The organism is Lonsdalea britannica, assembly GCF_946477055.1.
GTDB lineage: Bacteria > Pseudomonadota > Gammaproteobacteria > Enterobacterales > Enterobacteriaceae > Lonsdalea > Lonsdalea britannica_A.
The window spans coordinates 1-25,597 of sequence record NZ_CAMKXG010000013.1 but is presented as its reverse complement, the minus strand read 5'-3'; the positions used below and the strand labels follow the sequence as shown (position 1 = coordinate 25,597).

The following is a 25,597-nucleotide window of genomic DNA, read 5'->3' as shown; positions in this document are numbered from 1 at the left end:
ACAATCACTCGAGAGGATAAAATTTCCGCGCCATTTTGATAGTAGGTCAGCGAAAAGTTAGGAATATTGACTAGGATACCGGTTGATACATTGTCGGGAATTAAACGCAGCCGCTGAATGTTCAGCGCCAGCAACGTTGCTCGCGTCTGCGAGGACACATTCAGCCAGTCTTTGGTACGTTTGCCAATCGCGCCATCATCCTGCAAACCGTGCCAATGCTGGAAGCGCTTAACCGCATCCACCAATTCGCCCGAGTAGGCATTCTCCGCTCCTGATGGCGTGGCGTTAACGCTGCCGTCGGTCGAAGGAGATTCATTGAAGAGTGGCAGCGTGGTCGTACTCGACGCCAGCATGCCAGTACGTTGCAAGATCTCCTGCAGTACGGCCAATTCGCTGCTTTGTTCGCCCGGACGCAAGGTTCCAGTAAGCTGCAGTTTTGGCCATGGGCGATTATCCAGCAGGCTCGCCTTTAACGCTTCATGCATCTTCGTATATTGGGAATGCTTTGGCGCCAAGGTGGCGACAAACTCAGCGCTGCGACCTTCTTTAACCGCATTTTGCCATTCTGTAATCAGCCCTGACGGAGGCAAAGATAACGTATAAGGCACATTGGCGTATAACCAGTTGCTTCCGTTTTTTTCCACACCAGAGACAAACTGCAGATAGCCCAGCATCGCATCGGAAAGAACTCGATCCCGCGCCAACCCAGTCAGTTTAGGATCGGTCAACCAGGAAACCCACGTGGTGAACTGTGGCTGAATGCCTGCTAACGCAAGCTCGGCTAATTGTTGCTGGAACGCGTTGACTGCCCGACTATCTGACCACATGGGCTGCTCAGCCATTTGCGCATACAGCCCGCGCAACGCAGAGTCATAATGCAGCGTCATGCCTGCAGGCAACTGCCCCCGTAGACCGGTGGCCGCAGGTGCAGCGGTGGATATTGGCGTCGACGTCCCTGACAGCATGGTTTGCGTGGCCGCCTGAGATGAAAACGCAAGCATGCCGCCAAGCCAGAGCGCGCCTCCCGTCATGCCCAGTCGCAGCCCTTGCGTTTTTCTTTTTGCTAACAACATCCAATGATCCCCTGTTTTATACCTTACCTGATTCAGTACTCGCCCTTGCCGCAGGATAGAAAGAGATTTTTGTATATTGCGGAAAACCACTGTGCTTCGTTGAAAAGAAACCAGTCTGATAAGCTGAGCGGGTATGAATTCAGATTGCTTTAAACGCTAGTATATAAACAGAAAATAATTTTTGCTCCAGCCGGAGTGAACTTATTTTGCAGAAACTTGTCATTCTAGAGGGAATCTGTTCATAAAATGACCTTTTGGGATTCAAATCCGTCGCGCACGCCCTATCTTCCCTAGGAGCGCCACTCGCCGAATATGCAGATTCATCATGACAAATCCCGGGTCTATTTAGCTGGAACAGGAAATTTCCAAATGTTTTCCCCATTCAGGCGGAGGCGCTGAGAGTTCAGCCAAATCCGGCTGTGTCTCGAAAGGCTGACTAATCGCACGGTGTACACGTGACAATGCACTGATATCATCCTGCTCAGCCCCTTCAATGGCCTGCTGCGCCAGATAGTTACGCAATACGTACGTTGGATTGACGTTCTGCATGTGCTTCTGCCGAACATCCTCGTCAGTAGGTTCTAGTTGCAACCGGCGTCGATAAGCGGCAAACCAGCGATCAAATGCGTCGCGATCGATAAATTCATCACGTAGCGGTGAACGTTCGTTGTGTACCTCCGTCTGGCATAGCAGCTGGAAAGTTCGGTTATAGTCGGCTTTTTCCTGCTGCATAAGACGGAATAATCCCGTCAGGATGTCGTTATCCGTTGGGTCTGCAAATGAGAAGCCCAGTTTAGCGCGCATCAACTCGCCGTACCGTTGCATTAATACTGGTGCGTAGCGATCCAGCGCTGACTGCAACACCTCCGGCGGCATTAGCCCGGAAAGCGACTGAGCCAGCCGATGTAAATTCCACTGCGCTGCCGCCGGCTGATTATCAAAAGAGTAACGCCCTTGGTAGTCAGAGTGATTGCAGATGAAATGGGGATCGTAATCGTCCAGAAAACCGAACGGGCCATAATCAATTGTCATCCCCAGAATGGACATGTTATCCGTATTCATTACGCCATGCGCAAAGCCAACCGACTGCCAGTGCGCAATGAGACGCGCGGTGCGCTCCACCACGTCGGTGAACCACAGGCGATATTTATCCGACGCCTGATGCCACTGCGGCCAATGGTGCTCAATGACAAAATCGGCCAACTGACGGACTTTCTCAGGCTCGCGACGATAATAAAAGTGTTCGAAATGGCCGAACCGCACATGACTTTCCGCAATACGCACAAGCATTGCGCCCCGCTCGACCGTTTCACGTTGCACCCCTTGTTCACTGGTGGCGATTGTCAGCGCACGGGTCGTCGGGATCCCCAAAGCATGCAAAGCCTCAGAGGCCAAAAACTCGCGGATCACCGAACGCAATACGGCACGCCCATCACCCTGACGTGAATAAGGCGTTTTTCCCGCCCCCTTGAGATGCCAGTCAACGTGGCGTCCGTCGGCTAACTGCTGCTCTCCGAGTAAAATCCCGCGACCATCCCCTAATTGACCGGCCCACACACCAAACTGGTGTCCGCTATAGACCTGTGCGATCGGCTGCATCCCTGGCAGGAGTTTTTCGCCGCACCAAATAGGGCTGTTTTCAGGCGTAAACCACTGAGCGGACAATCCCAGCTCGTTGGCCAGCGCTTGACTGTGGTAAAGCAGCCTGCCGCCTTGCAACGGGGAAGGTTCGGTTGGGGTATAGAAGCCGGGCAGTTGCTGATAATAACGATTGTTAAATTTAGGGGGGTGCGACATGGTTGGATCCTCTCTTTACCGCAGTGTAGAGCGGTGTTCAAGGAATTAACACTGAGTAAAGATAAGGATATTAATGACCAAAAGAAATGAATTAAGCGGCAGGTTTATCCATAACACACCGCAGCGGGCAGTTTCTGATCCAGTTGTTCTAACGGCACCGCAGGCCAAAGCTGCCCTTGAACACCACTGATGTCGAGATCGTACGACTTCTCAAGCAGGGCTGGGCTATCAATTCCCTGAGCAATCACCATCATACCGGCGTTATGTTTTTTGATGACACTCAGCATGGGAGTGATCATGGAGACTTCCGTCGGACGGGTTAATAAGCGCTGGACGAAACGAGGGTCCAATTTCACATGGCGAAATAAGCCATCGTAAAATGGTTTCAAATTGGTTTTTCCCGAGCCGAAATTATCCAGCCACAAATTAAATGATTCACTCAGCGCCAGAATATTAGGATTATCCTTACCTTCGTCGAGGTTCGGATAAATCTCATTAATTTCGAGTTGGATAAAAGAGAGTTCGTTAAGCGTCATTTTAATTTTTTCATCACGAATGACTAATTCAGACAACGCACGATCAATCTTAAGCAAAACCATCACCTGATTATCTCGAAACCAAGATGCTTTGCTTTTAATAATAAGCAGTTGTTCTTTAAATAAAGCGACCTTCTGCGATCTATCGAGCAGGCTCAACAGGATACTCTGGGGCATAGCCAGATTGCCGGCGGCGCTGTGGAAGCGGCCAGTCATCTCCACGGCGAGCAGCCGGGCGTCCAGGCTATAGACCGGTGAAAATAGATAGTTGCTGATATACTCCACATCAAGCTGGATACGCATAGTGTTTTTAGCCAGAATCAAATAATGTGAACACTCACCCAAATAGAGACGCCAGACATCACACGTTTCTATTCACCACAACTCAATCAGTCATTATTAATCGATTGATCGTTTGTAATATATTAATCATAAGTCTAATAAATTAAGACAGTTAAGACTATGCGAATGCGTTGATCATAATAAAAACTGCGTAGGGTGAAAGCTGAATAAAGAACGTCTTGTGATCACTCTATAATGCAAGCACAAGAGAACACAATTCGTTTTTCACTTTTCAGACAAACCCCCAATAAGCGTTGCAGTTTATTAACAAACATTTTCAATTTCCGAACGCTGATTATATTACAACCACGATACACAACAAATAATCAACCAACCTTCACAATACGCCTTTCATTCTATTCGGGATCCCATCCATTGGACGCACGATGCTGTCTTGTCACACTAAAAAAATCGTTGCTGCGGCTCAAGGCAGCACCAAGTTCCATCAGATTCTGCGAGCCTGCCAGTAGGCACGTTTCCAATAAACATTGTTAAGCGATGAACGCGTCACGCCTTTGCTCGTGGAAGCATGGATGAATTGCTGATTAGCATCGTAGATGCCCACATGCATACCGCTATTTCCGCTTCCGGTTTTGAAGAACACCAGATCGCCCGGCAATAGGTCCTCTTTATCAATTCGCGTCCCCACTTCTACCTGATCTTCCGTTGAGCGCGGCAACTGCACGCCAAATTTGTCACGGAATGTCAGATAGACGAAGCCCGAACAATCCACGCCACGGCGGTTAAGGCCCCCATAGCGGTAGGGCGTTCCACGCCATTCGGTCAGTTGCTGATGTAACTGAGCCTTGACTTCCCGGGAGTCGTTCAAGCGCCCGTTCAGCGGCGGCGCATGATGGCTGCAACCAGAAAGGACCATGAGGACCGCTGCCAGTACTATAAATTTCCAACGCAACACGTACATACGCTCACTCACGTTCGGGAAGATAATTGACCTGCCACACTCGCTATCGATGGCCTTTATCAGAACATTGTAATGTTTATTATCGTCGGCAATGGCCGAAATACCCTATCAATCATCGTATTTGCCCTATGATGACACACCCAGGATGCAACAATAACCAAACAGAACAGTATCACTGCTATCTTTATCACAAGAAAATTAAGCGCAGCCACTCAAATATTCTCTGTAAGGCGAAAGCTAACGGCCGTTGCCCGCCCCGCTACGTCACCCGTTGTAGCATTAACGTAAAAACCGTAACCCGATGAAACAATAAAAAAAGGCCCATGCACGGCATGGACCTTGGTGTTACCCCTACGGGTTAATTAAACGCGATCTCGATTAAGCGGAAGTTCACGCCAGACGTTCGTCTTCACGTGACCGGTGAGACAAATGGCTTAAAACGAGATGCTGATGTGCGCTAGCAGCCAGCGGCGGACAAAATCCGGCACCACCTGGCTGGCAGGACCATAAATTTTCTCATCGAAATGGCTTTCGACCTGGCTCGGTTCGAGATTAAGCTCAACCGTATGCGCCCCGTGCTGATGCGCCTCATAAACAAATCCGGCTGCGGGATAGACGTTACCCGATGTGCCGATGGCAATGAAGAAATCCGCTTCGGTCAACGCCTGATAAATGCGATCCATGTCCAACGGCATTTCGCCAAACCAGACAATGTGCGGACGCAACCGTGCCGGAATTTCACAGCATGTGCATCGCTCGTCTTCGCCGACGTCCCCGTCACGTTCGAACACTTGCCCGCTCCGATCGCAACGCACCTTATGCAGCTCGCCGTGCATATGCACCACGCGCTGGCTCCCGGCCCGTTCATGCAAATCATCGATGTTCTGCGTGACCAGTAAAAAGTCGTCGCCCAAGATCTCTTCCCACTGCGCCAGCGCGCGGTGGGCGTCATTCGGGGTAATCTCCGGCAGTGTCAGCTGACGGCGTCGATCGTTGTAAAAACGCTGAACCAACGCGGGATCCCGCAAGAATCCTTCCGGCGTCGCCACATCTTCGACACGATGCTCTTCCCACAGCCCATCAGCAGCGCGAAAAGTTTGAATGCCGGATTCCGCAGAAATACCCGCGCCGGTGAGTACCACCACCCGAGGTTTCTTCACGTGTTTCACCGCCAGATAATCAATGTGGAAAATACGCGCACGCAAACGCTGATGACGCATACGCTTCCCCTGACGAAAACGGCCTAAACGCCGATGCGAATGCATGTTTGCTCCTTAAGGCTCCAGTAAGTGTAGCAAAGCCGCTCCCCGCACACCGCCCGCATCCCCATAGCGCGCCTTTTCGATCGAAGGCAAACGTGCTGTGGGTAACAGGAAGTCAGGTAGATAACGCGGCAATAATGAATAAATAGCGTCGAAATTAGAAAGGCCGCCGCCCAGCACCAGCAGAGACGGATCAAGCAACGTCAGCAGACTTCCCAGACAAGCGGCCAAAAGCCTCATATAACGCTCGACGTGGGCCCGGGCCTGCTTATCACCGTCGTGATAGCGCTGGATAATCGCGGTGGCGGGCAAAGGCTGCGAATAGTGATGCTGATATAGCCGCTCGAAGCCCCGACCTGAAATATAGTTCTCTATACACCCTTTCCGACCGCATCCGCAGGGCGCCCGGCACAGTTCAGCGCCAAGAATATCCAGCGCATCCACGGGTAACCGGGTGTGACCGAATTCTCCAGTCATGCCATTGGCGCCATTAACGGGGTGGCCGTTGACGATCAAACCGCCCCCTACCCCGGTCCCCAAAATAAGACCGAAGATGACCGGAGAATGGCGGAAATCAGGGTGATGTGCTTCAGAAAGGGCAAAACAGTTGGCGTCGTTGCTGATGCGGATTTCTCGTTGCAACAAGCGGGTAAGATCCTGATGCAGCGGACGCCCCATCGCAGAGGGCAGATTAGCGGTGAACAGTGTCCCGGCGTCTTGTTCGTACAAACCGGGTACGCCGATGCCGATGGAGCCGGGGGTTCCGGCCACCATATCGGCTTCGTCAGTCAGTTGCTTCAACGTCGTTAGCAGCTGACCATAGTCCTCGCGCGGCGTCGCCACGCGCTTTTGCCATACCGGCTGCCAGTCGGCGTCAAACACACCGATTTCTATTTTGGTGCCGCCGATATCGAACCCGTAATACATACCCACTCCCGTCATCACCGCTGACTCAGAATTTAACGCCACCGCTACTGAGTCGAAAACCTGTGGTATGCCAACCTATTGCCCGCTCAGCACTCTGGCAGGATCGATGCGGCTGGCCCGACGAGCGGGATACCAGCTGGCGATCAGACTGAGCGCTAACGCCGTAACCAACACCAGTATGACGTCAGCGGCATGCAGTTCTGACGGCAGGAAATCAATAAAATAGATATCGCCGGACAGAAAACGATGGCCGGTTATCGTTTCGATACCGCGGATCAGCGGCGTGAGCTGCAGCGTGGCGATAATCCCAACGATGGCTCCCAGCACGCTGCCGAGCAGGCCCGCCAGCAGACCATACCAGACGAAAATGGCGCGAATCAGTCCATCGCCAGCGCCCAGCGTTCGTAATACGGCGATATCGCTGCTCTTGTCTTTCACCGCCATCACCAGCGTGGAGACGATATTGAAGCTGGCGACGCCAATCACCAACACCATCGCCAGGTACATAATGGTGCGGATCATCTGAATATCGCGATACATATAGCCGTAAGTGCCAATCCAGCTGCGGATGTAAACGTACTCTTCCGTTACCTTGCCTGCGTCGCGCACCAGTTGATTGGCGGCAAACACGTCATCCATCTTCAGCGCCAGACCGGTTACCGCTTCGCCCATATCCAGATAACCCTGCGCATCTTTCAACGGCACTAACGCTAGGCTGTGATCGAGCTGCCCGCTCAATTGAAGAATACCGGTGACGTGCAAACGGATGCGCTTAGGCTGTAGCAACTTCATCTGCGGATCGCTGTTGGGGATCATCACCGTCACCCACTCGCCTTCCTTCACGCCCAGCGCATCCGCCACGCCTTTACCCAGCACGACCTGCTGCTCACCGGCCTGAAAACGGCTCCAGGCATCGTTCAGAACAAAGTGCGGCAGTGCGCTTAAGCGAAGCTCCTGCTGTGGATCGACCCCTTTGAACTGAATGGCCCGCAGGTTGGCGCCGTGTTCCAGTAATCCGGTGAAATTGATGTAAGGCGCAACGGCAGCAATGCCCGGCACCGCTTCGACCTTCGGAATCAGCGCCTGCCAGCCATTGAAGGGCGGATTGACGGCTTCGATCTCTCCATGCGGCACCACGGCCAAAATACGATTTTTAAGCTCACGCTCGAAGCCGTTCATCGCACTTAACCCGACGATTAATACCGCGACACCCAGCGCAATCCCGAACGTGGAAATCGCAGAGATCAACGACACCATGCCACTGCGACGCCGTCCCCGACTGAACCGCAATCCCACCCGTAGTGAAAGTGGAGGAAAACTCATTGCGGTGCCCCCACCAGCGTCAGTTCTTGCTGAAGTTGGCCGTCGCGCATTTCCAACTGTCGGCTGAGGCGATGCGCTAACTGTAAATCATGCGTGACCACCAGAAACGCGGTTCCCTGACGCACGTTGAGTTCGCCCAAGAGTTCAAAGATGGTATCGGCAGTACGCTGATCGAGGTTGCCGGTCGGCTCATCGGCCAGCACTAAGGACGGGTTATTCACCAGCGCACGGGCTATCGCGACGCGCTGACGCTCCCCCCCAGAAAGCTCTGCGGAACGATGGTGACTGCGTTTTTCCAGTCCGACCGCCGCCAGCATTTCACGCGCCTGCTCTTTGGCGGTTTTCGGCGACGTTTTGCCGATCAACAGCGGCATCGCCACGTTTTCCAACGCGGTGAAATCCGGAAGCAGATGATGAAACTGGTAGATGAAACCCAGTTCGTGGTTGCGCAGCGCCGCTTTGGCCGCGGGTGACAGGGTGTTCAGCGGTTTGTCTTTGAAAATCACTTCGCCAGAGGTCGGCGAATCCAGACCGCCCAGCAAATGCAGCAGCGTACTTTTGCCGGACCCCGAGCTCCCGACAATCGCCATCATTTCGCCCGGCGCCATCTCAAACGAGACGTCCTTCAACACATCGGTCGATACCTTCCCGTCCTGATAGCGCTTGCACAAATGGCGGCACTGTAACAATAAATTCTTATTCATAACGTAAAGCCTCAGCAGGATGGACGGCGGCGGCGCGCCAGGAAGGATAAAGCGTGGAGAGCAGCGCCAGCAGCATCGCCACGAGCGCGATAACCGTTACCTGCAACGGCTCGATGACGACCGGCAGAGACCCGCCGTCGATGAGCAGCCCCAGCAACGGCAGCAGCGTATTCAGCTGGCTGGCCAGCAGCACGCCAAACAACGCCCCCACCAGCGAACCGAACACGCCGGCTCCGCCGCCCTGAACCATAAACAGCGCCATGATTTGACGCTGCGTCAATCCCTGCGTCTGCAAAATCGCCACCTCTCCCTGTTTCTCCATCACCAACAGTCCCAGCGACGTGATGATGTTAAAGGCCGCCACGGCCACGATGAGACTCAGCAACAGCCCCATCATATTTTTTTCCATTCGTACCGCCTGAAACAGCTCGCCCTTACGCTCGCGCCAGTCTTTCCATACGGTTCCGGCGGGCAACGATTGCTGACTGAGCGAATCTACCGTCAGCGGTTCCTGCAACCAGAGACGCCAGCCGGTGATATTGCCGAGCGGGTAGCGCAGCAGTCGAGAGGCGTCCTGCTGATTGACCAACAGCTGATAGCCGTCCACCTCGCTTTGCGCGGCGAACGTGCCCGCCACCGTGAACAGGCGTTGGCTTGGAATGCGGCCCATTGGGGTAAGCTGGCTGGCGCTGGTCACCATCAGGCGCAGCTGTTCGCCACGTTTCACGCCCAGTTGACTCGCCAACTGCTCACCCAAGATGACCTGATAGGCCCCCGGCTGCAGTTGCTGCTGACGGGTGTTGACCAGATAGCGCGACAACGGCTCGTCTTCGTCCGGATTAACGCCCAGCATGACGCCAACCGCGACGCCGCGTGCGCTTTGCAACACCACGTCGCCCGTCGTCAGGGGAGCGATACGCGTGACGCCTTTGAGGTTTTGCAAATCGGAAACGGGGAGCTGACCAGGGTTCAAGGAACCCTGGGGCGTAGTAATCAATGCCTGAGGCATCAATCCCAGAATGCTTTTTTCCAGTTCTCGTTCGAATCCGTTCATCACGGAAAGGACGGTGACCAACGCCATCACACCGAGGGTGATGCCGATAGCCGACAGCCAGGAGACAAACCGCCCAAAGCGGTCCGAGGCACGCCCGCGCATGTAGCGAAGGCCGATAAATAACGCGACAGGTTGATACATGAAATCCGTCTGGATGAGGTTGCTAAAGCAAAGTGATCAAGGATAATAAAGGGTAGTACCGCTTTATGGAACCCTAACTATCTCTCTCTCCGGCTTTTTCTTAGAGGGGCCGAGATTAAGACCTGATAATCAGACTATGCCTGAACAATACCGTTATACCTTGCCACGCAAAGCGGGAGAGCAGCGCCTGCTGGGCGAATTGACCGGCGCGGCGTGCGCCGTCGAATGCGCAGAAATCATTGAACGTCATGCAGGACTGGTGGTGATGATCGCCCCGGATATGCAAAATGCGCTGCGGCTTCGTGACGAAATCCAACAGTTTACGGATCAGCCGGTGACCACCTTGCCGGACTGGGAAACCTTGCCTTACGACAGTTTCTCGCCCCATCAGGAAATTATCTCTGCCCGACTCGCGACCTTATATCAGCTACCGCTGATGGAGCGTGGCGTGCTCATCCTGCCGGTCAACACGCTGATGCAGAAAGTCTGCCCGCATACGTTCCTACATGGGCATGCGCTGATGCTGAAGAAAGGCCAACATCTGTCTCGCGACAAACTGCGCGAGCAGCTGGAACAAGCCGGCTATCGCAGCGTGGATCAGGTGATGGAGCACGGGGAATTCGCAACACGCGGCGCGCTGCTCGACCTGTTTCCGATGGGCAGCGAAGAACCGTTCCGCATCGACTTCTTCGATAATGACATCGATAGCCTGCGGCTGTTTGATGTCGATACCCAGCGCACGCTGAACGAGGTCGACCACATCAGCCTGCTGCCCGCTCACGAGTTCCCGACGGACAAAGACGCCATCGAGCTGTTCCGTAGCCAGTGGCGTGAACAGTTCGAGGTCCGCCGCGACCCGGAGCACGTCTACCAACAGGTCAGCAAAAACACCTGGCCCGCCGGTATTGAATATTGGCAACCGCTGTTTTTCAGCCAGCCCCTGCCCTCGCTATTCAGCTACTTCCCAGAAGGGACATTGCTGGTCAACAGCGGCGATCTGCAGCACAGCGCCGAACGTTTCTGGCAAGACATTCAACAGCGCTATGACAGCCGTAGCGTCGATCCGATGCGTCCGCTGCTGGCCCCGCCTGTCCTGTGGCTACCGGTCGACACGCTGCTGAGCGAAATCAAGCAATGGCCGCGCGTACAGCTGCGCACGGAGTCATTGCCGTCGAAGGCCGCCAACGTCAATCTGGGCTACCAGACGCTGCCGGTGCTGGCCGTCGAACATCAGCAGAAATCCCCGCTAGATTCGCTGCGCCGTTTCGTGGAGCAGTTCAGCGGTCGCATTGTCTTCTCGGTCGAGAGCGAAGGCCGACGGGAAACGCTGCAGGAATTGTTGTCACGCATCAAACTGGCGCCGAAACCCATTGCCCGTCTGGAGCAGGCGCAGGATTCCGGCTGCTATCTTCAGGTTGGGGCAAGCGAACATGGATTCGTGGATACCCTGCGACACTGGGCGCTAATATGCGAGAGCGATCTGCTGGGTGAACGCGTCAGCCGACCGCGTCAGGACAACCGCCGCGCCATTAATACCGAAACACTGATCCGTAATCTGGCAGAACTGCGCACCGGACAACCGGTCGTACACCTTGAGCACGGCGTGGGGCGCTATGCCGGACTCACTACCCTTGAAGCGGGCGGAATCACGGCGGAGTACCTGATCCTGCATTACGCAGGCAACGATAAACTCTACGTCCCGGTCTCCTCGCTGCACCTGATTAGCCGGTATGCGGGCGGCAGCGACGAAAACGCACCGCTGCACAAGCTGGGCGGCGACGCCTGGGTCCGCGCCCGTCAAAAAGCCGCCGAGAAAGTGCGCGATGTCGCCGCCGAGCTGCTGGATGTGTATGCCCAGCGCGAGGCCAAGCGCGGATTCGCCTTCAAACACGATAAAGCCCAATACCAGCTGTTCTGCGAAGGCTTCCCGTTCGAAACCACACCGGATCAGGCTCAGGCGATCAACGCCGTGCTGAGCGACATGTGCCAGCCGCTGGCGATGGATCGTCTGGTGTGCGGCGACGTCGGCTTCGGCAAAACCGAGGTCGCCATGCGCGCCGCCTATCTCGCGGTTGAGAACCACAAACAGGTTGCCGTCCTGGTCCCCACCACCCTGTTGGCTCAGCAGCACTTCGATAATTTCCGCGACCGTTTCGCCAACTGGCCCGTGCGCATCGAGATGATCTCTCGTTTCCGCAGTCAGAGCGAGCAGTCACAGGTGCTGGAACAAACGCGCGAGGGTAAAGTCGACATTCTCATCGGCACCCATAAGCTGTTGCAGAGCGACGTTCATTGGCACGATCTCGGCCTGCTGATTGTGGATGAAGAGCACCGCTTTGGCGTACGCCACAAAGAGCGCATCAAAGCCATGCGCGCCAATGTCGATATCCTGACGCTGACCGCTACGCCTATTCCGCGCACGCTGAATATGGCGATGAGCGGTATGCGCGATTTGTCGATCATCGCGACCCCGCCGGCACGTCGGCTGGCCGTCAAAACATTCGTGCGCGAGTATGACAGTCTGGTGGTGCGCGAGGCGATTCTGCGTGAAATATTGCGTGGTGGTCAGGTGTACTACCTGTACAACGACGTCGAAAACATCGAAAAAGCGGCGCAGCGACTGAACGAACTGGTGCCAGAGGCGCGAATCACCATCGGCCACGGCCAGATGCGCGAGCGCGATCTCGAACGAGTGATGAACGACTTCCATCACCAGCGTTTCAATGTGCTGGTGTGTACGACGATTATCGAAACCGGTATCGATATTCCCAGCGCCAATACCATCATTATCGAACGCGCCGATCATTTCGGGCTGGCTCAGCTTCACCAGCTGCGCGGCCGCGTCGGACGCTCTCACCATCAGGCCTACGCCTATCTGTTGACCCCGAACCCAAAAGCCATGAGCACGGACGCGCACAAACGTCTGGAAGCCATCGCTTCGCTGGAAGATCTGGGCGCGGGTTTCGCGCTCGCGACCCACGATTTGGAGATCCGCGGCGCGGGCGAACTGTTGGGCGAAGGGCAAAGCGGGCAGATGGAAAGCGTCGGCTTTTCGCTGTATATGGAGCTGCTGGAGAGCGCGGTCGACTCCCTCAAGGAAGGTCGGGAACCTTCGCTGGAGGATCTGATCAGCAATCAGACCGATGTCGAACTGCGCCTGCCTTCCCTGCTGCCGGAAGATTTTATCCCCGACGTGAATACCCGCCTGTCGTTCTATAAGCGGATCGCCAGCGCCCACGGCGACGGTGAGTTAACCGATCTCCGAGCCGAGCTGATCGACCGATTCGGCCCGCTGCCGGACGCCGCGCGTAACCTGCTGCAGATTGCCGCATTACGTCAGCAGGCGCAGTCGCTGGGCATCAAGCGGATCGAAGGACACGACAAAGGTGGTTTTATTGAGTTCAGCCAGAATAACCGCGTCGAGCCGAGCCATTTAATTGGCCTGCTACAGCGAGAACCCGGCGTCTACCGGTTGGATGGTCCGACCCGCCTCAAATTCATTACCGATCTGAGCGATCGCCCGGAGCGATTAACGTTCATCCGCGAGCTGTTAACTTCGATGGCGCAGCATACCTGCCCCGCCTGAGGCACATCACCGTGTTTAGCAGGCGGCGCGTCTGCTATAGGGCAAACATCCCAAGACCCCGGTTTAATCCGGGGTCTTTTTATTTAAGGTCCCGACTCAACCCGCGAGCCTGATGCCTCTCTCAAACGCGGTTGAGAACATCCCCGGGAGCGGTCCCTCGTAGGACGCCCTTTGGCATCGCTTTCAGCCTACACACCGTCCGGCGAATGCACTGAAAAGATGCACAGCCATAGTGTCCGACAAACGATGTTCGTGACGTTAAATTCTTTTCTCCCTCAGAGGCCTTATCTCGTGAGGGTTATCCGCCTGTCAGGGCTGAAGTCATTGCATCATGGCATCAATTTTGCCTAATGATGCAGCCCGCCGGATGGCAATGTTCCACGCACCGGCCGAGCGGGCCCGTAGCAGCGTAGATTTCGAGAAACGTTCTACGCTTAAGCGGTCAATACATAAACAACGGAGTACATCATGAAAAGAACGACATTGATCTCGGCTATTCTGGTCGGGATCGCTTGCCATGCAGCCTATGCCGCAGACACTAACGCTTCGACCAACGATACACTGCAAAAAATCAAAGAACGCGGGCTGATTGTGGTCGGGCATCGCGAGTCCTCCGTCCCCTTTTCCTATCTGGACAACGATCAGAAAGTCGTCGGCTATTCGCAGGAGTATTCGAATGCGATTGTCGATGCGGTGAAAAAACAGCTGGGCCTGCCTAACCTGACGGTGAAAATGGTGCCGATTACCTCATCGACCCGTATTCCCTTACTGCAAAACGGTACGATAGATTTCGAGTGCGGTTCGACCACCAACAACGCGGAACGTCAGCAGCAGGCCGCGTTCTCCAACTCCATCTTTATCGTGGGCGGAAAACTGTTGGTCAGAAAAGATAGCGGCATTAGTGACTTTAGCGATCTTGCCGGTAAACCGGTCGTGACAACGGCGGGGACGACCAACGAGATCCTGCTCAACCAGCTGAATGACAAGAACAGCATGAAGATGCGCATCATTTCAGCCAAAGACCACAGCGATGCGTTCAGAACGCTGGAAAGCGGACGCGCGGTGGCTTTCTATATGGACGATCCTCTGCTAGCCGGAGAACGCGCCAAGGCGAAGAAACCGAATCAGTGGGCTATCGTCGGCACCGCACAGTCTCATGAAGCCTACGGTTGTATGCTGCGCAAAGACGATCCTGCATTCAAAAAACTGATGGATACGACGATCGCTCAGGCACAGACCCAGGGTGAAGCAGAGAAGTGGTATCAGCGCTGGTTCACGCAGCCTATTCCCCCGAAAAACATCAACATGAACTTTGAGATGTCCGAGGATATGAAAGCCCTGTTCAAGGCGCCAAACGACCGCATTCTGTAGTGAGTGCCCCTCGCCGACACAAGCGTCTCGCGAGGGAAATCGAACCGGTTGAACGCGACAGGTTCCGCCCGAAAGACCACGGACGGAACCTGTACGATAGAGCGAAGGTTTGAGGAACGTCTTAAATCTGTTCGCTCAACACCAGCTGACCATTTCGGTCTAGCGGGATTTTGGTACCGGGATCGCGTTCCATACGCACTTTTCCTTCCTGCTCCCCGATCTTATAGGTCACATCGTAGCCCAGCACTTTTTGCGACTTGTCATACACCGTCTGACAGCGCTGCTGAGTAGAAGAATAGGTATCCCGCTCCTGCATCTTGCCCTGTACCTGATTACCCGCATATCCGCCCGCTAAAGCCCCCGCGACCGTCGCAACGTCTCGACCGCGCCCGCCGCCGAACTGATGGCCTAGAACGCCACCGGCAACCGCACCGAGCACCGACCCGGTGATACGGTTTTCATCTTGCACAGGCTGTCTGTGGGCCACCGTGACATTGCGGCACTCCTGCCGCGGTGTTTTAACGGTTTCTTTAATCGGTGTTGCCGCTAACACCTGGGCATACTGCGGCTTAGGCGAGAAGACATCCATACTGGCGACTGCGGCCACACCCAGTGCGGCGGCTACGCCGATCCCCACGCCTGCTAACATTGACTTGTTCACAGGAAACCTCCTGAATAAATATTCACGCATTCTCCATCTCGCCCAACGCCATCCTGTCGTAACAGACCTGTGCAGAGCGGTGATGATTATGCCGAAAGCGCCAACTTTCGGGTGATGCGACGTGCGCGCAACGCCGTTCGTAAACAGGGGGAAGTCTGCACAAAGTGATTTTGAGGGACAATAGGATTAATGAACCAAACGCCGATCGGCATCCGCAAACATTGCGATTTGGGATTTTTCTTAGCAATTTCAGCAAAGAAGGGTAAGCATAACTATTTACAAAACAACTAATTAATGCCGCCTGTCACGGGGACAGACGGCCTGGTTCAGACAATCAGTGCAGTTTCAGCTTGGGTCGGATAACCCGGTTGATGCGGCCCACCAGCATCATCAGGCCGGTTCTGACATAGCCGTGCAGCGCAATCTGATGCATACGATACAGCGAGATGTAAACGAAACGCGCGATCCGCCCTTCGACCATGACGGAGCCACGCATCAGGTTGCCCATCAGGTTGCCGACGGTGCTGTAGTTGGACAGCGAGACCAGCGAACCGTGATCTTTGTAGACATAAGATTTCAGCGGCTTTTCGTTGATCAGCGCCATGATGTTATCAAAGCAGAGCGAAGCCATCTGATGCGCGGCCTGTGCGCGAGGAGGCACGAAACCGCCGCCTTCCTGCGGGCAAGAAGCACAGTCGCCTAGCGCGAAGATACTTGCATCACGCGTCGTTTGCAGCGTCGGCTCCACTACCAGCTGGTTAATGCGGTTGGTTTCCAGACCGGCAATCTCTTTCATCGCATCCGGCGCCTTGATACCCGCAGCCCACACCATCAGATCGGCATCGATAAACTCGCCGTCTTTGGTATTCAAACCATGAGGCTCTGCGCTGGTCACCATCGTTTTCGTCAGTACCCGGACACCAATGTTGGTCAGTTCCTGATGAACAGCCGAAGAGATACGCGGCGGAAGCGCAGGCAGAATACGTTCACCCGCTTCGACCAGCGTCACATTTAGCGTCTGATTATCCAGCGCGTTGAAGCCGTAGCTGTTCAACTGTTTGACCGCGTTATACAACTCGGCAGACAGCTCAACGCCCGTCGCGCCGCCGCCGACGATAGCGATATTGACGCGCTCTTTGCGGCTCGGATCAGCGTTGAACTTGAGGAACAGGTCCAGCATTTCGTTATGGAATCGACGCGCCTGTTTGGGGTTGTCGAGGAAGATGCAGTGCTCTTTCACGCCGGGCGTACCGAAGTCATTGGAGGTGCTACCCAACGCCACGACCAGAATATCGTACGGCAGCGTGCGTGCGGCAACCAGCTGCTCGCCGGCATCGTTACGAATTTCGGCCAGCTCAATCTCTTTTTGCTCGCGGTTGATGCCCGTCAACGTCCCCATCTGGAACTGGTAATGATGATTGCTGGCGTGCGCCAGATAGCTCAACGAATCCATATCGTCGTCCAGCGAGCCGGTTGCCACTTCGTGTAGCAACGGTTTCCACAAATGGCTCGAATTACGATCGACAAGTGTTATTTCGGCTTTGTTTTTACGGCCCAGTTTATGCCCGAGGCTTGTCGCGAGCTCTAGTCCGCCAGCGCCACCGCCGACAATCACAATTTTTTTGATTGGCAAAGATGTCAAAATGACCCCCTGAGAAATAGGTAAGCCCACGGTTAACAAAGGAAAGTCACAATATCCTTATATAACATGTGGTTCTATAAAGTTAGTCGGTATCTACGGGCAGGATATCATGGCGGGTCATATGGTCATACCAAAATTGATATATATCAATTCTTTTTGATATTTCTTAAACAATGCTTGATAAAAAGTTATTGAGATACAGAGGGTTAAAAAACTGAAACGATTCGTTTAACACTGACAACCTGAGCGTGTTTTAGCGCGTATCAAACAGGGTGAGAAAGAGAAGAAATCATCGAGACGTCCTAACGTAATAGAACGCCTCGATCGGTGCGAAGGGATTAGTAAACGCTGCCTACTTCATCGCTTTAAGCGCCTGCCAACGCTCATTGAGCGTGGTCAACTGCTGACTCACGCGTTTCCAACGCGGGGAATCCAACAGTTCACGACGCGTGAAATGACCACGGTGCCTCAACCGTTCAAGGCCAGACACTTCACGATGAGAGAGATGATCCAGCACGCTGACGGCCCCTTCCCGGTGATTGCACACCAGAATCATGTCGCAACCGGCTGACAAAGAGGCCTCGGCCCGCTCGGGATAGCTGCCCATGACCGCAGCGCCTTCCATCGACAAATCATCGGAAAAGATGATGCCGTCAAATTTCAGCTCCTGACGCAAAATGCGTTTCAGCCAATAGGGAGAACCGCTGGCGGGAAGCGGGTCGCCTTCGGTGTAAATCACATGCGCAGGCATAATGGCGTCCAGCTGTCCGCGCTTGATCAATTCACGGAATACCGACATGTCCCGCTCCCGGATCTGGGCTAGCGGACGCGGATCTCGCGGAGTTTCTTTGTGAGAGTCTGCGCTCACCGCGCCATGACCGGGAAAATGTTTGCCCGTCGCTTTCATTCCTGCCGAGTGCATGCCGGTGATGAATCGATCCGCCACCGCCAATACGGTGTTGGGGTCATCATGAAACGCGCGCTCGCCGATAGCGGCGCTCTGATGGCCGACATCCAGCACGGGTGCAAAGCTGATATCGATATCCATCGCAATCATTTCCGCGGCCATCAGCCAACCGCCCTCTTCCGCCAGCGCTTCCGCCTCCGCTAAATCATTTAATGCCGCGAAAGACTGGGCTGCCGGTAACGGAGTAAAACCCTCGCGGAAACGCTGAACGCGGCCGCCTTCCTGATCGACGGCGATCGCCAACGGCTGTTGCGCCGCCTGACGAATTTGACGCACCAGCTCGCTGAGCTGATCCGCATCGTGAAAATTACGGCTAAACAGAATTACACCGCCGACCAGCGGATGAGCCAGCACTTCGCGGTCTTCGGCATCCAGCTCGTAGCTGGCCACATCTAGCATTAATGGACCCACAACAACCTCTTTCATCTGTTTTATTTGCCCTGCGTACATTTACCAGGGTAAGCCTAGTTGCAACCGCAATGGCGTTGCGGCCTGCAAAAATATCGTCTGGCGCGTCTGCTGCCAGCGCACTTCGTACCACATCAGCATCAGGAAATCGACCCAGGGCAGCCACTGCTGTACCCGCTCGCTGAGTAACTGCGGCGACAAGCCGGACCATTGGCGACAATACTCCGCCAGGAAGCGCTGTTGCCGTTCCGGCGAGATCGTGTTCGCCCGGAACAGCGCCGCCAGTTCTAAAGCGATATCGCCATCGGCCGCATACTCCCAATCAATCAGACGCCAGTTTTGCGCCTGTTGGACGAGGTTGCCCGGGTGTACGTCAAGATGCAACGGAGCGAGGATGAACTCAGGCGGCAAGGGCTGGCTTAGCCATCGTTTAAGGTGACGCAGCAACGTTGGCGTACGCCGGGCGGGAGCCATATTTTGCCAATGGCGGGCTAACAACGCTTTCAACGGTAGCGGAAAACCGTAGCGAGGTTGATGATGCAATGCCGCCAGACGTGCCGCCAGCCCGCCGTTGCATAAAAGATCGGCAAACTGGGATTCCGTGGCGACGCTCCCGTCTAGCCACTCCACCAGCAGCCACTGACCACACAGACCAACAGGCTGTGGCGCCAGTCCGGTTGCGGACAGCTGACGCAACACCCGGAATTCACGCCGACGGTCTCCGCCCAACTGAGCGCCCTCACGCGTTTGCTGACGTGCGAGCCAGTCGCCTTCAGGCGTGTGCGCCCGCCAGCTTTCTGCGCTTAGTCCTCGCACTTCAGACAAACAAAAACCGGCGGTCGACGCCGGTTTTTGTTGTTCAAGCAACGCAAGAAGCGCTGATTGACTCATCGAACCTTACTCATGAATCGCACCGCTGCCTGACCAGACAATTTCACCCGTCTGAACCAGCATCAATTGCAGCTCGAGTTCCGGAGATTTCGCGTCACCGCTCGCGTCACTGTAAAGCACATACTGCGCCCCGACGTAGCGGGCCAGGCCGATAGCTTTGCTGCGCGATCCCAGACTATCTTCCGCAGACAGACCCAGCGTTTGCCGCGCCACACCCAGCTGCTGCCGGGACACTAAAGTAAACACCGGATTGGAACCCAGAGCGTTATACAGCGCCGAAGTCGCTTTCCCGGTCTGCAAGGAGCCGTTGGTGCTGTTTTTCACATTATCAAGCAGGAGTAAGCTGCCTTTGGTCACCCCGTCCGCTTTCAACATCTGGTCCACCAGCGGGGAAACGCTCGCCTGCCAATCCAGAGGAGACTGGAGTTTAGGCGGCGAAGGTACCGGCTCAGACTGCGGAGGCAGCGGCTGCGAAGGCACCGTCGGCTCTGCCGGTTGAACGGGAGCAGGCGGCTGCTCTGGTTGTTGCTGACGGCTGGTACAGCCCGCGGCGATCAGCGCAAGCAGCAATACGCCCAGATATTTCTTCATGATTTTCCTCTCAACAGACCCAAGCAGAAATGACGACACGCTAATGAGCCGCAACGGCGTAGCGACATCTTTATGTGACAACGTCACAAATTAAATGGCCAGCAACGGACCCAGCGCACATCCGCCCAGCAAATGCATGTGCACATGGTAGACTTCCTGCCCGCCGTGGCGGTTACAGTTGATGACCAGACGGTAGCCATCCTCGGCGATCCCTTCCTGCCGGGCGATTTTGCCCGCCACCGTAATCATACGTCCCAGCGCAGCTTCATGCTCGGCCGTCGCGTCGTTGACGGTAGGAATCAGAACATTCGGTATGATAAGAATGTGGGTGGGGGTGCGCGGCGCAATGTCACGAAACGCGGTGACCAAATCGTCCTGATAAACCACATCCGCTGGAATTTCCCGGCGGATAATTTTACTGAAAATCGTTTCCTCAGCCATGATAACTGTCCTTTGAATACCCGCGCCTTCTGGCGCACTGTTGTGAAGTATGAGCGATAAATCTGATGGTTTTCAACCCTCTTCGTTTTTTATCACTGCATTGACGAATTACAGAGCAAACGCGGTTTCCGACATGCCGAGCGAACACCCCGCTTCGACAATCTTTCGCCACTCCTGATCGGATATCGTGATGCCTTCGACCGTGCGTTGGCGGCAGGCGTCAATCTCCGGCTCACCCGCAATCAAGATCGGCGCGTCAGGATCGGGAGTCCGCGAAGAGCGCACATAGTCCAGCATGGCATCATATTCCCGCCGCAACCACGCCATCCCAACCAGCTGTGCGGGGTCGATCACGATGGTTGTCATGTTGTTCACGATAGCGCCGGCGCGCTCATTCTCCGGTTGAATGGTACCGCCTCCGGACAAAATACCGGCCAGAAGTTCGGCGGCCAGAATCAATCCCCCGCCCTTGTGTCTGGCAATGGGCCGCAGCGCGCCGGGTCGCGCTTCATCCCACATCACGCTGGGATCGTTGGTCAGACGACCTTCGTTATCGAACATGACCTCTTCGTCGAAGGTTTTTCCCGCCAGATGAGCCACGCGTGTTTTCCCTAACGCCACCATGCTGGTCGCAAAATCAAGAATGAACGATGGGTTTTCGCTGCTGCCGGGGAACGCAATGCAAATGGGGTTGGTGCCGAAACGACTTTCGCTGCCGCTGAACGGCGCCACGATGGGCGGAAGATCGTTAACGTTGACGAAGTGAATGGAAATCAGCCCCTCGTCGGCGGCCATCTCGCCATAGGTGCCAATGCGTCCGAGGTGGCAAGTCGACGATAGCGTCATCAGACAAACGCCCGTCGTTTTGACGCGCTCGATAGCCGCTTGCATCGCCTCTTTGCCCGTACGCTGACCGAATCCACGATCGCCGCTGAACTGCAATACTGCACCGGCGTCTTTGATCAGTCGTGCGGGCGTGTTGGGGTGCATAGCGCCTTGCCCGATGAAGTGAACGTACTCCGGCAGCATCCCGACGCCGTGGCTATCATGTCCCTTCAAATTAGCGCCGACCAAATGCGCGGCCACGCAATCGGCTTCACTTTCATCACACCCCAACTGCTGCAATAACTGCTGTGCCACCTGTGTTAAGCGTTGTGCTGATATCTGCATTGTCATTTTCCCAAGCGTCAGTGATGGGATCATCCTACTGCCGAATCTCACCTCTAGGGAATGTTCTTGTGGCTACGTTTGATCAGAGGGGGGAATCGCGACCATTAAAAAAGGGGCTTTCGCCCCTTAGTTTGATACGTTTTCAGTCTGGCTATCAGCTGTTGCGAATAAAGTCGTCCATATCCGTTTTCAGGTTATCAGACTTGGTACCGAAGATAGCCTGCACGCCTGAGCCTGCGACAACGACGCCCGCTGCGCCCAGACTTTTCAGACCCGCCTGATCCACTTTGGTGACATCCGCCACGCTGACACGCAGACGCGTAATACACGCATCCAGGTTGGTGATGTTGTCTTTACCACCAAATGCGGTCACCAGCGCTGCCGCCATTTCACCGCCGCCAGCCACAGATTTGTCTTCTGACGCCACTTCACGGCCCGGCGTTTTCAGATTCAGTTTGGCAATCAGTACGCGGAAGAGAGTGTAGTACACCAGCGCGTAGCCGAGACCGATGATCGGGAACAGCCACAGTTTGCTACCGTTACCGCTCAGGACGATAAAGTCGATTAAGCCATGCGAGAAGCTGGTGCCGTCACGCATCCCCAACAGGATACAGATCGGGAACGCCAGTCCAGCCAGGATGGCATGGATGACATACAGCAACGGCGCGACAAACATGAAGGAGAATTCAATCGGCTCGGTGATCCCGGTCAGGAATGCCGTCAGCGCAGCTGAAATCATGATACCTGCGACTTTGGCACGGTTTTCCGGTCTTGCAGAGTGCCAGATAGCAATAGCAGCCGCCGGCAGACCGTACATTTTGAACAGGAAGCCGCCGGACAATTTACCCGCTGTCGGGTCGCCCGCCATGTAGCGAGGGATATCGCCGTGGAAAACCTGACCCGCTGCGTTAGTGTATTCACCGATCTGCATCTGGAAAGGGACGTTCCAGATGTGGTGCAGACCAAACGGCACCAAAGAACGTTCAATCAGGCCATACAAACCGAATGCCACCACCGGGTTCTGGTAAGCAGCCCACTGTGAGAATTCCTGAATCGCCGTACCAATCGGCGGCCAAATAAAGGACAGCACCACACCCAGCAGAATTGCGCACAGACCAGAGATGATCGGCACAAAACGTTTACCGGCAAAGAAGCCCAGATATTCAGGGAGTTTGATGCGGTAAAAGCGGTTGAACATGTAGGCCGCGATGGAACCGGCGATGATCCCGCCGAGAACCCCGGTATCTGCCAGATGCTTCGCTGCAATCTCGTCTGCAGGCATATGCAGAACAAGCGGTGCAACCACGGACAACGTTTTCACCATGATGCCGTAGGCAACCACGGCGGCCAACGCGGAAACCCCGTCGTTATTCGTGAACCCCAACGCCACGCCGATGGCGAAGATCAATGGCATATTGGCAAAGACAGATCCACCCGCTTCCGCCATTACGTGGGAAACAACGGCGGGCAACCAGCTAAAATTGGCCGCACCGACGCCCAGCAGAATACCTGCGATGGGCAGCACGGATACCGGCAGCATTAGCGATTTACCTACTTTCTGCAGGTTTGCAAATGCATTCTTGAACATAATTGAGTGTGCTCCTGAGTGATAGTGCTTTACTTCTGATACGTCATGCGAAGGTGGGAGGATATCCTTCAGAGTGCTAAGGATGTCTCAGCATCCTTTTATTTTTTACGCAGAGTAAAATAAATGTCGGGCCGAATGTTTGATAGCTGTCACGTTTCAACACAACAACACGCTGTATATATTACGGAAATTGCATTTTTTGTGATCAATATCTAAAAACCCAAACAAACTCCAGGCATCTTTCTGGAGACAGACTACCTATCAGCCCAATTAATTACGAGGTTCGAAAAAACCCGACCATTCTTATCCACCATTAGGCAGGGGTCAACCGTGCAGGGTCGATGTGGAAAAGGTCTGCAAAGTTAGTGCTGGTGGTTTCAGCGAGCGTGTCGACGCTGACATTTTTAAGCACCGCCAAATACTCCGCCACATCGCGAACATAGGCTGGCTGGTTCTCTTTGCCGCGATACGGCACCGGTGCCAACCAGGGTGAATCCGTTTCGATCAGCATGCGGTCCAGCGGCACATACCGCGCCACCTCGCGTAGCGCTTCCGCCGTGCGGAAGGTCACGATACCGGAAAACGAGATATAGAATCCCATATCCAGCAGTTTCTCCGCGGTGTCTTTATCTTCGGTGAAGCAGTGTAAAACGCCGCGACATTCGTTGGCTTGCTCTTCCGCCAGAATCGCCAGCGTATCAGCACGCGCTGAACGCGTATGGACGATAACCGGCTTATTCAACTCACGCCCGACACGAATATGCTCGCGGAAAGAGGCCTGCTGGCGCCCGATGGCGTCCGGGTCCTGTTCATAGTGGTAATCCAGACCGGTTTCACCCAGCGCAACGACCTCGGGCAACGCAGCCAGCTCACGCAATTCAGCGTAATCATAAGGCTCTTCCATGCTGAGAGGATGCACGCCGCAGGAAAAAGCGACGTTGTCCCTTTCACCGATCAAGGTTTTCATCGAGCGGAAACCCGGTAACGTCGTCGCAACGGCCAGGAAGAAACGGACATCCCGCTCTTCGGCTTTCGTCAGCACATCAGAGACGTCTCGGTGCAGAGACTGATAATCAAGACCATCGAGATGGCAGTGGGAATCAACTAACAACATAATGGCGATCCGATAGTTTTAGGCAATAAATGGATGAGGTAACCGGGGAGACGGTTCAGATAAACTCTGTTCCCAATCGAGCAACAGCGAGGTCAGCAGCAGTTCCCGATTGGCTCCCGTGATAGTGCGGAGCTGGTGGCGACACTGCAGCCAACGCCGCAGCGCGAATAACAATTGGTCAGGCGTCAACGCCATCGCCAGCTGTTCGACCAGCGCAAGCTGATCCTGATTGACCAGATGTGTACTTGCGCTCTGATGACATTTCAACGCATCCAAAAATAGCGAAGCGACCCAATGAATACGTTCATCGGTGTCGTCTCCGCTCAGTGGCGTCACCAGCGATAACATGTCCCGCTGAGCCAGACAGGTCGAAAGCGACTGGCACAGCGTGAGGCGAGGTTTCCATTGTCCCGGTTGCAGCAGATGTTCCGCCGCCAGCGGCGCTCCCGCATACAGTCTCAACGCTGTATGCAACGCCGGCTCGTCCGTATGTCCGCGTTGACGCAGCCAATGCATGGCGTGCGCCTCCTCAGGTACAGACAAGTAATAGTAAGAACACCGGCTGCGCAGCGTCGCCAACAGCCGTGACGGCTCCCGGCAACCCAGAATGAAATAGGTTTCCTGAGGCGGCTCCTCCAGCGTTTTCAACAAGGCGTTAGCCGCCGCTTCGGTCAATAACTCAGCCTGAGGCAGGCTGACAACTTTCGCCCCGCCCTGCCGCGAGCGCTGATACACTTTTTCGAGCACCGTCCGCACTGTATCCACACCCAGGCTCTGCTTGCCTTTTTCCACGGTGATGGTGTGCCAGTCCGGATGCGTGCCCGCACTCATTAACTGACATGAGTGGCAATGCCCGCAGCTTTTCATCCCCTCGGGCTGTTGACACATCAGCCAGCGGCTCAAGGCATAGCTCAGGGAAGACTCGCCCATTCCGGCCAGCGCATGAATAAGCAGCGCATGGTGACCTCGTCCCGCCTGGTGCTGCGTCAACAGTTGGCGGTAGGGCGCATTCAGCCACGGGTACCACTCCATCAGCCCGGTTCTCCGCAGGTCAGACCAAGATGCGTCAGCCACTCAGCAAGCGCC

Annotated in this window: 21 protein-coding genes; 2 read left to right on the top strand and 19 right to left on the bottom strand. The window is 55.0% G+C overall.

Annotated elements, in window-relative coordinates:
* The 9 genes from ldtD to lolC form a co-directional block, all read right to left on the bottom strand.
* On the bottom strand, window positions 1-1,073 hold a 1,073-nt coding region (gene ldtD, locus Q7O77_RS02170; protein WP_304163148.1), incomplete at its 3' end, for a L,D-transpeptidase.
* A gap of 345 nt (window positions 1,074-1,418) precedes the next feature.
* Window positions 1,419-2,870: a protein adenylyltransferase SelO gene (locus Q7O77_RS02165; RefSeq protein ID WP_304163146.1), complete on the bottom strand. Its 1,452-nt coding sequence runs from the start codon at window positions 2,868-2,870 to the stop codon at window positions 1,419-1,421.
* 104 nt (window positions 2,871-2,974) lie between these two features.
* A complete protein-coding gene (locus Q7O77_RS02160) occupies window positions 2,975-3,709 on the bottom strand; it encodes an EAL domain-containing protein (protein WP_304163144.1) in 735 nt (244 codons plus the stop codon).
* A gap of 484 nt (window positions 3,710-4,193) precedes the next feature.
* Complete coding sequence (locus Q7O77_RS02155; protein ID WP_304163150.1) at window positions 4,194-4,661, bottom strand: NlpC/P60 family protein; 468 nt, start codon at window positions 4,659-4,661, stop codon at window positions 4,194-4,196.
* A gap of 443 nt (window positions 4,662-5,104) precedes the next feature.
* Complete coding sequence (gene cobB, locus Q7O77_RS02150) at window positions 5,105-5,935, bottom strand: Sir2 family NAD+-dependent deacetylase (protein WP_304163142.1); 831 nt, start codon at window positions 5,933-5,935, stop codon at window positions 5,105-5,107.
* A 9-nt stretch (window positions 5,936-5,944) separates the two neighbouring features.
* A complete protein-coding gene (nagK, locus tag Q7O77_RS02145) occupies window positions 5,945-6,859 on the bottom strand; it encodes an N-acetylglucosamine kinase (RefSeq protein WP_304163140.1) in 915 nt (304 codons plus the stop codon).
* 75 nt (window positions 6,860-6,934) lie between these two features.
* Window positions 6,935-8,182 carry a lipoprotein-releasing ABC transporter permease subunit LolE gene (gene lolE, locus Q7O77_RS02140; RefSeq protein ID WP_304163138.1) on the bottom strand — a complete coding sequence of 416 codons (1,248 nt, stop codon included), beginning with the start codon at window positions 8,180-8,182 and terminating at the stop codon, window positions 6,935-6,937.
* The gene (gene lolD, locus Q7O77_RS02135; RefSeq protein WP_304163136.1) at window positions 8,179-8,886 is read right to left on the bottom strand and encodes a lipoprotein-releasing ABC transporter ATP-binding protein LolD; all 708 of its coding nucleotides are present in this window, start codon (window positions 8,884-8,886) and stop codon (window positions 8,179-8,181) included. The genes lolE and lolD overlap by 4 nt, the downstream gene beginning before the upstream one ends.
* The gene (lolC, locus tag Q7O77_RS02130) at window positions 8,879-10,081 is read right to left on the bottom strand and encodes a lipoprotein-releasing ABC transporter permease subunit LolC (RefSeq protein WP_085650866.1); all 1,203 of its coding nucleotides are present in this window, start codon (window positions 10,079-10,081) and stop codon (window positions 8,879-8,881) included. Before lolC ends, lolD begins: the two co-directional genes overlap by 8 nt.
* A 136-nt stretch (window positions 10,082-10,217) precedes the next feature.
* Between lolC and mfd the strand changes: the two genes are divergently transcribed.
* Together mfd and Q7O77_RS02120 are read left to right on the top strand one after the other, a co-directional pair.
* On the top strand, window positions 10,218-13,667 hold the full coding sequence (gene mfd / locus Q7O77_RS02125; protein ID WP_304163133.1) for a transcription-repair coupling factor: 3,450 nt from the start codon (window positions 10,218-10,220) through the stop codon (window positions 13,665-13,667).
* A gap of 468 nt (window positions 13,668-14,135) precedes the next feature.
* Complete coding sequence (locus Q7O77_RS02120; protein WP_304163131.1) at window positions 14,136-15,038, top strand: glutamate/aspartate ABC transporter substrate-binding protein; 903 nt, start codon at window positions 14,136-14,138, stop codon at window positions 15,036-15,038.
* 121 nt (window positions 15,039-15,159) lie between these two features.
* Here Q7O77_RS02120 and Q7O77_RS02115 read toward each other — a convergent pair whose 3' ends face one another.
* From Q7O77_RS02115 to holB, 10 genes are all read right to left on the bottom strand, one after another.
* On the bottom strand, window positions 15,160-15,699 hold the full coding sequence (locus Q7O77_RS02115; RefSeq protein ID WP_036150315.1) for a glycine zipper 2TM domain-containing protein: 540 nt from the start codon (window positions 15,697-15,699) through the stop codon (window positions 15,160-15,162).
* A gap of 334 nt (window positions 15,700-16,033) precedes the next feature.
* Window positions 16,034-17,341 (bottom strand): NAD(P)/FAD-dependent oxidoreductase, encoded by a 1,308-nt coding sequence (locus Q7O77_RS02110; protein ID WP_304163127.1) that lies wholly within the window; start codon window positions 17,339-17,341, stop codon window positions 16,034-16,036.
* A gap of 352 nt (window positions 17,342-17,693) precedes the next feature.
* Window positions 17,694-18,734: a beta-N-acetylhexosaminidase gene (gene nagZ, locus Q7O77_RS02105; RefSeq protein ID WP_304163125.1), complete on the bottom strand. Its 1,041-nt coding sequence runs from the start codon at window positions 18,732-18,734 to the stop codon at window positions 17,694-17,696.
* 24 nt (window positions 18,735-18,758) lie between these two features.
* The gene (locus Q7O77_RS02100; RefSeq protein ID WP_304163123.1) at window positions 18,759-19,607 is read right to left on the bottom strand and encodes a phosphotransferase; all 849 of its coding nucleotides are present in this window, start codon (window positions 19,605-19,607) and stop codon (window positions 18,759-18,761) included.
* Window positions 19,608-19,613: 6 nt separating this feature from the next.
* Window positions 19,614-20,198, bottom strand: coding sequence for a penicillin-binding protein activator LpoB (gene lpoB / locus Q7O77_RS02095; RefSeq protein WP_304163121.1), 585 nt, complete (start codon window positions 20,196-20,198; stop codon window positions 19,614-19,616).
* A 90-nt stretch (window positions 20,199-20,288) separates the two neighbouring features.
* Window positions 20,289-20,639 carry a purine nucleoside phosphoramidase gene (gene hinT / locus Q7O77_RS02090; protein ID WP_026740370.1) on the bottom strand — a complete coding sequence of 117 codons (351 nt, stop codon included), beginning with the start codon at window positions 20,637-20,639 and terminating at the stop codon, window positions 20,289-20,291.
* A gap of 108 nt (window positions 20,640-20,747) precedes the next feature.
* The gene (locus tag Q7O77_RS02085; protein ID WP_304163117.1) at window positions 20,748-21,809 is read right to left on the bottom strand and encodes a malate/lactate/ureidoglycolate dehydrogenase; all 1,062 of its coding nucleotides are present in this window, start codon (window positions 21,807-21,809) and stop codon (window positions 20,748-20,750) included.
* 154 nt (window positions 21,810-21,963) lie between these two features.
* Complete coding sequence (gene ptsG / locus Q7O77_RS02080; protein WP_304163115.1) at window positions 21,964-23,397, bottom strand: PTS glucose transporter subunit IIBC; 1,434 nt, start codon at window positions 23,395-23,397, stop codon at window positions 21,964-21,966.
* A gap of 313 nt (window positions 23,398-23,710) precedes the next feature.
* On the bottom strand, window positions 23,711-24,511 hold the full coding sequence (locus tag Q7O77_RS02075; protein ID WP_304163113.1) for a metal-dependent hydrolase: 801 nt from the start codon (window positions 24,509-24,511) through the stop codon (window positions 23,711-23,713).
* An 18-nt stretch (window positions 24,512-24,529) separates the two neighbouring features.
* Complete coding sequence (gene holB / locus Q7O77_RS02070; protein ID WP_304163111.1) at window positions 24,530-25,543, bottom strand: DNA polymerase III subunit delta'; 1,014 nt, start codon at window positions 25,541-25,543, stop codon at window positions 24,530-24,532.
* Window positions 25,544-25,597 lie beyond the last annotated feature (54 nt).